This is a genomic window from Brachybacterium sp. Z12 (assembly GCF_014400405.1).
GTDB lineage: Bacteria > Actinomycetota > Actinomycetes > Actinomycetales > Dermabacteraceae > Brachybacterium.
Genome location: NZ_CP060496.1, coordinates 182,043 through 194,092, shown reverse-complemented (window position 1 = coordinate 194,092; position 12,050 = coordinate 182,043). Strand labels below are relative to the sequence as shown.

Sequence of the window (12,050 nt, the reverse complement as noted above, 5' to 3'; positions counted from 1 at the left end):
GCTGTTCGGAGGGGTGCCCACGGAGCACCGTCTCAGCCGATGTTCCTGAGTTGCGCACGAAAGTTTTCTCTGCCCGTGGGCGCACCGAACGGCGAGCGACAACCCGCCCCTGCCCTGCACATGTGCACGCCAGAGCACGCCGTGACGCAAAAGAGTCCCGCACCGCTTGACCCAGGACGGTAAGCAGGATTAACTTACCCATACCGACATAAGTTTACGAAACCTTTCTACAATGTGTCGGACCGTGATCCTGGAGGCAGCAATGATGCAACCCACTCGCCGCGCGACTCTCGCGGGCCTCGGCCTGACGATCCCCGCTCTCGCCGGACTCAGCGCCTGCGGCGGCGGCACCCAGCCCAGCGGTGGCGGCGGTTCGCCGTCGAGCCTCTCCGTCTGGGCCCTCACCGGCGCGAAGGAGGACACCTACCAGGGGTCCTTCGACGCCTGGAACGAGGCGAACCCCGACAACGAGTTCGCCGTGGAGTTCTTCGCCAACGACTCCTACAAGGAGAAGATCCGCACCGCGATCGGCTCCGGCAACGCCCCTACCCTGGTGTTCAACTGGGCCGGCGGCACCCTGGCGGACTACGTCGCCAACGAGTCCGTCGTGGACCTCACCGGCAAGGTCGATGACGTGCTCTCGCGCAGCATCGACTCGATCGCCACCATCGGCGAGGTCGACGGCAAGCAGTACGGCGTGCCCAACAACGACACCCAGCCGGTGGTCCTCTACTACAGCACCGCCCTGTTCGAGGAGCACTCCGTCACCCCGCCCACCACCTGGGACGAGCTGATGACCGCGGTGGAGACCTTCTCCGCCGCCGGCATCACCCCGATCTCGCTGGCCGGGCAGAGCGTGTGGCCGGAGCTGATGTACATCCAGTACCTCACCGACCGCATCGGCGGAGAGGGCGTGTTCCAGAAGGTCATCGACGGCGAGCCCGACGCCTGGTCCGATCCCGCGATCACCTCGGCCCTCGAGGCGATCATCGAGCTGGTCGACGCCGGCGCCTTCGGCAACGCCTTCGGTTCGGTCGCGGCGGACGCCGGCGCGGACGCCGCACTGGTCCACACCGGTCAGGCCGCGATGCTGCTGCAGGGCAGCTGGGTCTACGGCACCTTCAAGCAGGACGCCCCTGAGTTCGTGGCCGACGGCGGTCTCGACTTCCTGAACTTCCCGGCGAAGGACGGCGGCACGGGCGATCCGGCCAACGTGGTCGGCAACCCGGCCAACTACTGGTCCGTCTCGGCGGACGCCGACCCGGAGGTCCAGGAGCTGGCCATCCAGTACCTCAACGATTTCAACCTCAACGACGACATGGTCGACAGCTTCCTGGCGATGGGTGCGATCCCCGCCGTCGAGGGGCTCGAGGAGAAGTTCGCCGGCCTGGAGGACGAGGCCTTCCTCTCCTTCGCCTACGACATGGTGCTGAGCGCCCCGCACTTCCAGCTCTCCTGGGACCAGGCGCTGGCCCCTGCCCCCGCACAGGAGCTGCTGAACAACCTCTCCCGGATCTTCCTGGGCGAGATCCAGCCGGAAGAGTTCGTCTCCAACATGAACGCGACGCTGGACGCATGACCGCCGGGCAGTCGCACGCACCCCTTCCCGGTGCCGCAGCTGCCGACCCCGCCGCCGCGTCGCACGAGGGCACCACGCCCCCTCGCGACGCGGACCGCGGACCCGTCGGCTCCCCGCGCGGCCGGCGCAAGACGTTGAAGACGGGCCCCAGCAATTGGCTGCTGGTCCCCGCACTGAGCTTCTTCGGCGTCTTCGCGCTGCTGCCCCTCGCGGGCGTGGTGGCGCTGTCATTCTTCGCCTGGGACGGCCTCGGCACACCGCAGTTCGCGGGCCTCTCGGCCTGGGTGAAGGTGTTCCAGGACCCGGTGACGCTCAACGCCATGTGGCTGACGCTGCTGATGACCGTGCTCAGCTACGCGGTGCAGTTCCCGCTGAGCCTGCTGCTGGGCACCTTCATGGCCGGGCATCAGCGCTACCGCGAGGCGTTCTCGGTGCTGTACTTCCTGCCGCTGCTGTTCTCGGCGGCGGCGGTCGGCATCGCGTTCAAGGCACTGCTGGATCCGAACTTCGGGATGTCCCGCGCCTTCGGCCTGGACTTCCTGCGGCAGGACTGGCTGGGCTCGCCGAACTTCGCCTTCTACACCCTGATCATGGTGATCTCGTGGTCGTTCGTGCCCTTCCACTCGCTGCTCTACCAGGCGGGCGTGCGGCAGATCCCGAAGTCGATGTACGAAGCGGCGACGCTCGACGGCGCCGGCCGGGTGAGGCAGTTCTTCGCCGTCACCCTGCCGCAGCTGAAGTACACGATCGTCACCAGCTCCACCCTGATGCTGGTGGGTTCGCTGACCTACTTCGACCTGGTGTTCATCCTGACCGGCGGCGGACCCGGCAACGCCACGAGGATCCTGCCGCTGGACATGTACCTGACCGGTTTCCGCTCCTACCAGATGGGTCCGGCCAGCGTGATCGCCGTGATCCTGGTGGCCGTCGGACTGACCCTGTCGCTCGTCCTGAACCGCATCTCGGGTGCGGACCGCATGGAGAGCCAGATGGAGGGCGCCTGAGATGAGCACGAGAACACACCGCTCCCCCAACGTCATCGGCGGTCTGCTGGGCTTCGCCTGGCTGCTGGTGATCCTGGTGCCGATCTACTACATCGTCGTCACCAGCGTGCGGCCGCGCGAGGACTACTACTCCTCGAACCCGCTGTCGCTGCCCTCCGAGTTCACGCTCGAGCCGTTCCGCTTCGTGCTCGAGAACGACTTCCTGCGCTACTTCGCGAACTCGGCGTTCGTCACCGTGATCACCGTGGTCGCCGTGGTGACCGCCTCGCTGCTGGCCAGCTACGTGATCGTGCGCTCGAAGACCCGCCTGGCGAAGTTCAGCCAGAAGCTGTTCCTGATGGGCATCGCGATCCCGCTGCAGGCCACGATCATCCCGATCTACTACCTGATCGTGCAGCTGGGCCTGTACGACACCCTGTGGGCGCTGATCCTGCCGTCGATCGCCTTCGCCATCCCGATCACCGTGCTGATCCTGACGAACTTCCTGCGGGATGTTCCCAAGGAGCTGTACGAATCGATGACCGTCGACGGCGCCTCGGACTGGCAGATGTTCCGCTCCCTGGTGCTGCCGCTGGCGAAGCCGGCCGTCGTCACCGTGGGTATCTACGACGCGCTGCAGGTGTGGAACGGGTTCCTGTTCCCGCTGGTGCTCACCCAGAGCTCCGAGAAGCGCGTGCTGCCGCTGTCGCTGTGGGCCTACCAGGGCGAGTTCACGGTGAACATCCCGGCCGTGCTGGCCGCGGTGATGCTCTCCGCACTGCCGATCCTGGTGCTCTACATCGCCGGGCGTCGCCAGCTGATCAGCGGTCTGACCGCAGGCTTCAGCAAGTAGGACCGGACAGCAGCGGGCCGACGGGCCTGCCGCGATCCTTCGACGACGCCCGGGCTCCCCTCTGAGGGGGCCCGGGCGTCGTCCATTGTCACGCCGCCCCGGCTCTCCCGGCCAAGCTGCCCGCGGGGTCGATCACGTTCTGGCAGAGCGCATCGACGCAGTCAGCGAGGCTGAACCCGGCACCGTCGCCTGCCGCCGCGATCGGCCCCGGCACTGGGACACGAGGGGGCATCTCGCCCGTCTGCCTGCGGACCCGGAGGTGCTCCAGCATCGCAGGCCATCGGGCCTGGACGGGCCGTCCGGTGCTGTCGAGCACCTGGAGCCGTGGTTCGTGGGGTGAAGAGCGGGAGGGATCGTGCACCACGCGCATCCCGCCCTCGTGGACCATCACGTGGTGGCGACGGCACAGGAGCGCGAGCCCATCGATGTCCGTCATGCCGCCCTGCGACCACGGGATGAGGTGATGGGCGTCGAGGTGCTTGGTCTGGTGGCAGCCGGGGAACGTGCAGGTGGTGTCGCGAAGGCGCAGAGCACGGCGCTGGGCCCGCGAGGCCAGGCGCTGCTTCCTGCCCAGGTGCAGGATCTCTCCTCCCGCGTCGGTGAGCATGATCGAGACCTGGCCGGTGCAGGCGAGACGCTCCGCCGTGGTGACCTCGAGCGGTCCTGCCCCGAGCGCGCCGCAGCGTGGAGGCGTTCCCGCGGGAACGTCATGAGCGCGCGGACGGGGCGTTCCCGCGGGAACGTTCTGTGCGAGGGTTTCGGCGCTGACCTGGACGATCACCAGATGCCGGTCCTCACCGGAGCGGTCATCGGGCTCGGCGGCAAGGTAAGTGCGAGCGAGGCCGTGCAGGGCATCAGCCTTGCGCTGCTCGAGCGTGGCAGTGGTGGTGATCTCGGCCGCGCGCTCGTCGGCAGAGTGGTCGTCGGCAGAGCGTTCGTCGGTGGCGTGATCGTCGGCGAAGCCGGCCTTCTCGTCGAGCCCGTCGGACGGTGCGCGGGAGGGGGACTCTCGCTCGAGCGCGGGAGGCGCTGATCCGTCCCGGTCCATCGCCAGTTCGAGCGCGGTGACCAGCTCGGCACCGATCTCTGCAGGCAACACGGCACGGACCTCGACCATCCCGTCTTCGCGCACGAACCATTCCGCCCGCCGCACGGCGTCCTGCCCCCAGGCGACTGCCGTCGGCCGCCCGGAAGCCCGCGATGGTGCGCATGAGCTGCGAGGCGGTCATCGCCCGCGCCATCTCGACCAGCACCTGCTCATCCACCCTGTCCGCGACGCGGGTCATCTCGCGGACCTTCGAGTAGGACAGCCGCCCCGCACGGAACTCCGTCACGGTCAGCGGCATCGACAGCAGCGCCCTGGCCACCCGCACGTGCTCCCGCGCAGTGCCGGGAGCCATCGAGCAGGACCACGACAACCAGTGAGCCGTCGACTTGAAGCCGACGAACCAGCCCACCGCGCCCCGGGCATCGAACTCACCGACCATCAGCAGCAGCTCGCAGGTCGCTGCCGCGATCGCCGCCGCGTGCTGCTGAATGCGGTCACCGAGCGACTCGGCGCCCGTGCGGTCCAGTCGGTCGATCTCGGGGCCGCTCGGGGATAGCGGAACGATGGTCATGACGGTCTCCCACCTGCCGGTGAACTCGGGTCCGTCACCAGCCCACCAACCTCCCCTCCGCGCCGCCAGGCCGCCGACGGGAATGTGGACGGGACAGGCGTGTGGAGGATCCGTCGAGCGCGAGGGCCAAGCGCTGGCCTGCTTCTCCACGGCGCCGGAAGAGCAGGTGGTCGGTCCCTGTCGCCCCCGCCTCCCCTGCGCCTAAGGTGGCGGTACCGACACTTCCAGGAGGCTTCCATGTCCCGCACCGCCGACCGCGCCACAACCCTTGCCGAGCAGCACGAATCCGGCGAAGTGCTGGTCCTCCCGACCGTCTGGGACACCTGGAGCGCCCAGATCGCCGTACAGGCAGGCTTCCGCGGCCTCACCGTGGGCAGCCACCCCGTCGCCGATGCGATCGGCAGCGCCGACGGCGAGAACATGGACTTCGCCGACTACCTCGCCGTGGTCGCCCGGATCGCCGACTCCGTCGAGGTGCCCATCAGCGCCGATGTGGAGTCCGGCTACGGCCTGGCCGCGAAGGAGCTGATCGAGCGGCTGCTCGAGGCCGGAGCCGTGGGCGCGAACATCGAGGACGTCGTCCACAGCGAGGGCAAGCGAGTCCGTGACCGCCAGGAGCACGCCGACTACATCGCTGCAGCCCGCAGCGCGGCCGACGCCGCCGGGGTGCCGTTCGTGATCAACGGCCGCACCGATGCCGTGAAGCTCGGCACCGATGTCTTCCCCGATCCGCTGGCCGAAGCGGTCGAGCGCATCCGACTGATGGAGGGAGCCGGTGCTCGCGCCGTGTACCCCGTCGGGCTGACGACCGCCGAGCAGGTCACCACGCTCGTCGGCGCGGTGTCGGTGCCGGTCAACGTCACCGCCCACCCGGTCGAGGGCCACGGTGCCGGCTCCCTGGCCGAGCTGACCGAGCTCGGCGCACGCCGCATCACCTTCGGCCCGCTGTGGCAGAAATGGCTCGGCGAGGTCTCGGCGGCGCAGCTGGACGAGTGGGCTCCGCAGAAGTGATCGGGGGCCGGTCACCGGCCCGAAGCCGGCCCGCTGCTGCTGTCCAGCTGCGGGCCGGCGCGGGCCGTGCCCCGGTCTCAGCCGTCGATCGCCGTCACGTCGATGCCCAGGTCGACGCCGTCGCGCACGTACAGCGGCAGGGTCATGAAGTCGTGCTGCTGGCGCAGCCAGCGCCCGCCCGTCTCGACGCTGCCGTCGAACACTGAGGTCCAGGTGCCCTCGGGCAGGTAGATCTCGACCTCGCCGTCGGGCTCGAACACCGGCGCGACCAGCAGCGAATCACCGAGCATGTACTGGGTGTCGATCGCATGGCAGGTGCGGTCTTCCGGGAACTCGAGCACCATCGGGCGCAGCATCGGGGTGCCCTGCTCATTCACCTGGACCGCCATCTGCTGCAGGTACGGCACCAGTTGCTGCTTGAGCAGGGTGAAGCGTCGCGCCACGGCGACGGACTCCTCGTCGAAAGCCCACGGCACCCGGTAGGAGCTCGAGCCGTGCAGGCGCGAGTGCGAGGAGAGCAGGCCGAAGGCGAGCCAGCGCTTGAACACCGTCGGATCCGGTGCCCCTTCGAAGCCGCCGATGTCGTGGCTCCAGTAACCGAAGCCGGACAGCGCGAGCGACAGGCCGCCGCGCAGGGTCTCCCCATCGAGGGCAGCGAGGAGTCGTTGTCCCCGCCCCAGTGGGCCGGGAACTGCTGGCCGCCGGCGGTGGCGGAGCGGGCGAAGACGATCGCATCCCCCTCCCCGCGGCGTTCCACCAGCAGGTCGAACACGGTGCGGTTGAACAGATGCGTGTAGTAGTTGTGCATCTTCTCGGGGTCCGAGCCGTCGTGCCAGGCGATGTCCCGCACCGGGATCCGCTCGCCGAAGTCCGTCTTGAAGCAGTCCACACCGATGTCCATCAGGCCCTCGAGCTTGCTGCGGTACCAGGCGACGGCGGCGGGGTTGGTGAAGTCCACCAGCGCCATCCCGGCCTGCCACAGATCGGTCTGCCAGAGGTTCCCATCGGTGGTGCGCACCAGGTAGCCGTGCTCGAGGCCCTCGTCGAACAGCACCGACTTCTGAGCGATGTAGGGGTTGATCCACACGCACACCTTCAGACCGCGGTCGTGGAGGCGGCGGATCAGGCCCTCCGGGTCCGGGAAGGTCGCCGGGTCCCACACGAAGTCGGTCCAGGTGAAGCCGCGCATCCAGAAGCAGTCGAAATGGAAGACGGACAGCGGGATGCCGCGCTCCTCCATCCCGTCGATGAACGACATGACCGTGGCCTCGTCGTAGTCGGTGGTGAAGGAGGTGGACAGCCAGAGCCCGTAGGACCACTCCGGCACCAGCGGCGGCCGGCCGGTCAGGGCGGTGTAGCGGCGCAGCACGTCCTTGGGGGTCGGGCCGTCGATCACCAGGTAGGTCAGGGACTGGCCCTCGACGGAGAACTGCACCCGGGTGGTCATCTCGGAGGCGACCTCGAAGGAGACCCCGCCGGTGTCCTCGACGAACACGCCATAGCCGCGGGAGGTCAGGTACAGCGGGACGTTCTTGTAGGCCTGCTCGGAGGTGGTGCCGCCGTCCTCGTTCCAGATGTCGACGCTCTGGCCGTTCTTCACGAAGGCGCCGAACCGCTCGCCGAGCCCGTAGACGCTCTCCCCGGCTGCAGGCTGAGCTGCTCGTGCATAAACCGCTGCCCGTCGGGTGCGATCACGTGCGCGATGGAGCGGGGCATGGAGCTGGTCAGCGCGCGGCCTGCGGAGGTGAACTCCGCCAGCCACTCTTCGCCCTCGCCGATCGCGAGGGCGAGGTCGCCCGCACGGAGCGTGGTCCGCCCATCGTCGGCGGTCTCGACGGTGCCGCGATAGTCGGCGTCGGCGTCGATCTCGAAGCGCGGCTGCGGGGTGCGCACCCGCGGTGGTTCTCCACCCGCACGCGGATCACGCCCTCGGCCACGGCCTCGTAGGTGACGGTCAGCTGGGGGTTGTTCAGGGTGTCGCCGCGGCCGCGGACGGCCCGGATGGGGGCGAAGGCGCGGAGCTGGCCGGCCTCGGCATCGACCTGCAGGTCGTGGACCTGACGGCCGCGCTCGACGGTGAAGCCCTCTCGGTCCATCCAGTATCCATTGGTGAAGCGCATGGTCAGCGCTCCTTTCTGCTCAGAGTTCGGGGTATCGGGAAGTCACTTGTACGCCCCGCGGACGATCTCGAAGACGGTCTCTCCGGCCGAGACGGCGAATTCCGGCAAGTGGAGGGCGAGGATCCGGGTGCGCGGACTGGCGAGGCTGCGCGCGATCGCGTTCGGGCGGTACCCGAGCTCCTGCATCGCGAGTTCGGGTCGCCCATCACCAGTCGAAGCGCTTCGACTCGCAGGAGTCCGCCACCCCGGACTACCAAGGGGAGGGGATGTTCAGCGAGAGTCGAAGCGCTTCGACACCGTCGTGGCAGCAAGTATGCGGCGCAGCATCGGGGGCGTCAAGCGCCCGTCAGGCAGGGGGCCCTACCAGCCTCACAAGCCGAGCACGGCTGTGGCGATCGAGAAGTAGATGATCAGGCCGGTGGCATCGCAGAAGGTGGAGATGAAGGGGTTGGAGAACACCGCCGGGTCCGCACCGACCTTCTTCGCGACCAGCGGCATCAGTCCCCGACGATCGCGGCCATGGTGCAGATCGACATCAGCGTCAGCCCCATCACCGTGCCGATCGCCATGCCGTAGACGACGAGCCCGGCGACGACGAATCCCAGAGAGCCCAGCACCGCCCCGAGCACCGCGCCCACGCGCAGCTCCCGCCACACCACCCGCGGCAGGTCGCGCACCCGCACCTCCCCACGGCCAGCGCCCGGGTCACGGTCGTCGCCGCCTGGTTGCCGGTATTGCCTCCCGTGCCCGTCAGCAGCGGGATGAACAGCGCCAGGATCACCACCTGATCCAGCCTGTCCTCGAAGATCTCGAGCACCTGCACGGTGAGGATCGCCGAGATCGCCAGCACCAGCAGCCACACGATGCGGCTGCGCACCACTCGCAGGATCGGGGTGGAGAGATAGGAGCGGGGCAGCGGCTCGGAGCCACCGGTGCGCGCGCTGTCCTCGTGGTTCTCCTGCTCGAGGATGTCGACGGCGTCATCGACGGTCAGGATGCCCACCAGGCGATCCTCCCCGTCCACGATCGGCATCGCGAGCAGCTTGGCGTCGAAGAAGCGCCGGGCGACGAGTTCGCGGTCGTCGGTGGCCGCTGCACGGACCGCCTCGTGGGCGAGATCGCCGACGAGGAGGTCCTCCTCGGCCACGAACAGGCGCCGCAGCCCCAACACGCCGAGCAGAACGCGGGACCCGTCGACGACGGGCAGCATGTAGATCGTCTCGGGCTCCTCGGCGTGGGCGCGCACGTGCGCGAGCGCCTCACGGACGGTCATCCCGGGGCTCAGAGCGAGCACCTCGGGCGACATATAGCGCCCGATCGCATGGCGCGGATAGCCGAGAACCGCCGTGGTCATGGCCCGTTCGCTCGCATCGAGCCCATGCATCAGCCGCTCGGCGACGGAGGCAGGCAGCTCGTCGAGCAGGGAGGCGCGGTCGTCGGGGTCCAGATCGCCGATGATGTCCGCGACCTGCTGGGTGCGCAGCGCGGAGATCAGCTCGGCCTGGTGGGATGCTGGGAGCGCCTCGAAGACAGCGAGCGCCGTGGCCTTGCCGAGCACGCGAAACAGGATCGCGGCCTCGGTCGACGGGCGCGCCTCGACGAGGTAGACGAGCTCCCCGATGGGCAGGGTTTGCGCCTCGCGGGCGAGCTGCTCGAGCTGGGCTTCGTCCTGCGTCTCGCCGCGCAGGAGGGCAAGGACGGTATCGATGGTCGTGCTGGCAGGAGTCACGGAGCCATTGTGACGGACGGGCGGAACCCGGGGGTGAGACGCTGCGAGAGGAGAGACAGGCCGACTAGCCGACCTTTAGACTGTTACCAGATTCAAAACTCAAGTTTTGCATGATGGAACGCGATGGAATGCCGAAGGTCGGGTGGCGCGCTGCGAAGCCGCTCCGCGCTCTCCGCGACATCGCACCGACCTGGAGGTTCACGTGCCGGATCCCGGTTCCACCCCCGCCCTCGATCGATCGCGTTTGGACGGGCTCCCCCTGCTCGGGGCCGCAGCCCCGCAGGACCCGGCGCGCGCGGGCATCATCCACCTGGGGCTGGGCGCATTCCACCGCGCCCATGCCGCCGTGCACACCGCCCGCGCCCTCGCCGCTGAGCCGGGTGACTGGGGGATCATCGGCTTCGCGAACCGTTCCCGCTCGGTCGTCGACGCGATGGCGCGCCAGGACGGCCTGTACAGCGTGCTCGAGCTCTCCGAGGCCGGCACCCGCGCCGATCTCGTCGACGTGCATCGCGGTTTCGGTGTGATGACCGAAGATCCCGGCGCTGTGATCCGCGAGATCGCCGACACCCACCGCCGGATCCTCACCCTCACCGTCTCCGAGGGCGGCTACTACGTCTCCCCGCGCACCGGACACCTGGACGTGGACGCACCGCTGCTGCGCGCGGATCTGGCGGACCCGTCGGCTCCGCGCAGCGTGATCGGACTGATCGCCGCCGGGCTCACCGCGCGCGCCGCCGCCGGCGGCGAACCGTTCACGGTGCTGCCCTGCGACAACGTCGCCTCTGCCGGGCAGACCGCCCGGCAGATGATCACCGAGTTCCTCGAACACTCCGGCGCCGACGACGCCGTGCTCGCCTACGTGCGGGACAGCGTCTCCTTCCCCGACGCGATGGTGGACCGGATCGTCCCCGCCACCACGGCTGGCACGAGCGACCAGGTGGCAGAGCTGCTGGGCGTGCGCGACGACGCCCCGGTGCGGGCCGAGCAGTTCTCGATGTGGGTGATCGAGGACGACTTCCCCGCCGGCCGCCCCGCCTGGGAGCGCGGCGGCGCGATCCTCTCCGACGAGGTGGAGAAGTACGAGCAGGTCAAGCTGCGTATCCTGAACGGACCGCACTCCCTCATCGCCTACCTCGGCGCGCTCGACGGGCGGGTCACGATCCCCGCATCCTTTGCGCAGGACTGGATCGCGGAGGCGACCCTCGCGCTCATTCATGACGAGAACCTGCCCACGATCGACCTGCCCTCGGGCTTCGACGTCGCCGGGTACATCGAGGACCTCACGCACCGCTGGCGCAATCACGATCTGGGCCACCGCACCCGCCAGGTGGGCTCGGACGGATCGATGCGGCTGCCCCAGCGCATCCCCGTTCCGGCGCGCTTCCATCTCGGGGCCGGGCGGATGCCTGCGCTTCTGGCCCTCACCGTCGCCGCCTGGTTCGCCTGCGTGGTCCCGCCGCGCGGCTTCGACCCCGGGGAGCAGGCCCGTTCGATGACCGATCCCGCGCAGGCGCGCCTGCAGGAGATCGGCTCACGCGCCACGACCCCAGCCGAGCACGCCCGCATCCTGCTCGAGAGCGGATGCCTCTCCGAGGAGCTCGCCGAGCACGAGGACTTCGTCGAGCTCGTCGGCGCACTGCTCACCACGATCGTCTCCTCGGGTCCGCGCGCCGCGGCCGCCGAGGCCCTGGCCGCGTCCATGAAGGAGAACCACTGATGAAGGCCCTGAGCATCCACGCCGCAGAGGACATCCGCTGGGAGGACGTCCCGAACGTCGAACCCGGCCCGGACCAGGTGCGCCTGCGCATCGCCTACGTCGGCATCTGCGGCTCCGACCTGCACTATTACTACAACGGCGCCAACGGGGCCTTTGTCATCACCGAGCCGCTGACTCCGGGCCATGAGCTCTCGGCCGTGGTGGATATGGATCCCAGCGGCGAGTACGCGCCCGGCACCCCGGTCACCGTGCACCCGGCCCGCTACGGGACCAGCGCTCCCGGCATCGAGGACCGCCCGCACCTGTGGCCGGGCGGAGACTACCTCGGCAGCGCGAGCGTCATCCCGCACAAGCAGGGCGCGGCCGCGGAGTTCCTGATCGTCGAGCGGAAGAATGTGCGCCGGCTGCCGGACTCGCTGCCGCTGGCGCGCGGTGC

9 protein-coding genes and 3 pseudogenes are annotated in these 12,050 nt (G+C 69.1%); 6 read left to right on the top strand and 6 right to left on the bottom strand.

Annotated features, from left to right (window positions below; genetic code table 11):
- Nucleotides 1–262: 262 nt before the first annotated feature.
- From H3H54_RS01070 to H3H54_RS01060, 3 genes are read left to right on the top strand one after another with little or no spacing between them, the layout of a single operon-like run.
- Nucleotides 263–1,579 carry an extracellular solute-binding protein gene (locus tag H3H54_RS01070; RefSeq protein ID WP_262425168.1) on the top strand — a complete coding sequence of 439 codons (1,317 nt, stop codon included), beginning with the start codon at nt 263–265 and terminating at the stop codon, nt 1,577–1,579.
- A complete protein-coding gene (locus tag H3H54_RS01065; RefSeq protein WP_262425167.1) occupies nt 1,576–2,583 on the top strand; it encodes a carbohydrate ABC transporter permease in 1,008 nt (335 codons plus the stop codon). Before H3H54_RS01070 ends, H3H54_RS01065 begins: the two co-directional genes overlap by 4 nt.
- 1 nt (nt 2,584) lies before the next feature.
- Nucleotides 2,585–3,415, top strand: a complete 831-nt coding sequence (locus H3H54_RS01060) for a carbohydrate ABC transporter permease (RefSeq protein ID WP_262425166.1) — start codon at nt 2,585–2,587, stop codon at nt 3,413–3,415.
- Between the two features lie 88 nt (nt 3,416–3,503).
- Here the strand turns inward: H3H54_RS01060 and H3H54_RS01055 are convergent, their stop codons facing one another.
- Nucleotides 3,504–4,568 carry an HNH endonuclease signature motif containing protein gene (locus H3H54_RS01055; protein ID WP_262425165.1) on the bottom strand — a complete coding sequence of 355 codons (1,065 nt, stop codon included), beginning with the start codon at nt 4,566–4,568 and terminating at the stop codon, nt 3,504–3,506.
- Between the two features lie 703 nt (nt 4,569–5,271).
- On the opposite strand from H3H54_RS01055, the gene H3H54_RS01050 reads away from it, so the two are divergent.
- Complete coding sequence (locus H3H54_RS01050) at nt 5,272–6,045, top strand: isocitrate lyase/phosphoenolpyruvate mutase family protein (RefSeq protein WP_262425164.1); 774 nt, start codon at nt 5,272–5,274, stop codon at nt 6,043–6,045.
- Nucleotides 6,046–6,122: 77 nt separating this feature from the next.
- Here the strand turns inward: H3H54_RS01050 and yicI are convergent.
- From yicI to mgtE, 5 genes and pseudogenes are all read right to left on the bottom strand, one after another.
- Nucleotides 6,123–8,165 (bottom strand): annotated as a pseudogene (gene yicI / locus H3H54_RS01045) (alpha-xylosidase).
- Between the two features lie 42 nt (nt 8,166–8,207).
- Entirely contained in the window at nt 8,208–8,351 is a 144-nt protein-coding gene (locus tag H3H54_RS01040) for a hypothetical protein (RefSeq protein ID WP_262425163.1), read from the bottom strand.
- Between the two features lie 183 nt (nt 8,352–8,534).
- Nucleotides 8,535–8,663: a magnesium transporter gene (locus tag H3H54_RS18545; RefSeq protein ID WP_316249100.1), complete on the bottom strand. Its 129-nt coding sequence runs from the start codon at nt 8,661–8,663 to the stop codon at nt 8,535–8,537.
- Nucleotides 8,663–8,794, bottom strand: a complete 132-nt coding sequence (locus H3H54_RS18540) for a hypothetical protein (protein ID WP_316249188.1) — start codon at nt 8,792–8,794, stop codon at nt 8,663–8,665. The genes H3H54_RS18545 and H3H54_RS18540 overlap by 1 nt, the downstream gene beginning before the upstream one ends.
- A gap of 116 nt (nt 8,795–8,910) precedes the next feature.
- Nucleotides 8,911–9,894: pseudogene (mgtE, locus tag H3H54_RS01035) on the bottom strand (magnesium transporter); the annotation flags it as partial.
- 244 nt (nt 9,895–10,138) lie between these two features.
- On the opposite strand from mgtE, the gene H3H54_RS01030 reads away from it, so the two are divergent.
- Both H3H54_RS01030 and H3H54_RS01025 read left to right on the top strand, forming a co-directional pair.
- Entirely contained in the window at nt 10,139–11,614 is a 1,476-nt protein-coding gene (locus H3H54_RS01030; protein ID WP_262425162.1) for a mannitol dehydrogenase family protein, read from the top strand.
- A pseudogene (locus tag H3H54_RS01025) lies at nt 11,614–11,967 on the top strand (alcohol dehydrogenase catalytic domain-containing protein); the annotation flags it as partial. The gene H3H54_RS01030 and the pseudogene H3H54_RS01025, both read left to right, overlap by 1 nt.
- Nucleotides 11,968–12,050: the final 83 nt, after the last annotated feature.

What these genes read in the sequence shown, in the direction of transcription:
- H3H54_RS01070 (WP_262425168.1), top strand. Translation starts at nt 263, where the DNA reads ATGATGCAACCCACTCGCCGCGCGACTCTCGCGGGCCTCGGCCTGACG.
- H3H54_RS01065 (WP_262425167.1), top strand. Translation starts at nt 1,576, where the DNA reads ATGACCGCCGGGCAGTCGCACGCACCCCTTCCCGGTGCCGCAGCTGCC.
- H3H54_RS01060 (WP_262425166.1), top strand. Translation starts at nt 2,585, where the DNA reads ATGAGCACGAGAACACACCGCTCCCCCAACGTCATCGGCGGTCTGCTG.
- H3H54_RS01050 (WP_262425164.1), top strand. Translation starts at nt 5,272, where the DNA reads ATGTCCCGCACCGCCGACCGCGCCACAACCCTTGCCGAGCAGCACGAA.
- H3H54_RS01040 (WP_262425163.1), bottom strand. Translation starts at nt 8,351, where the DNA reads ATGCAGGAGCTCGGGTACCGCCCGAACGCGATCGCGCGCAGCCTCGCC.
- H3H54_RS18545 (WP_316249100.1), bottom strand. Translation starts at nt 8,663, where the DNA reads ATGCCGCTGGTCGCGAAGAAGGTCGGTGCGGACCCGGCGGTGTTCTCC.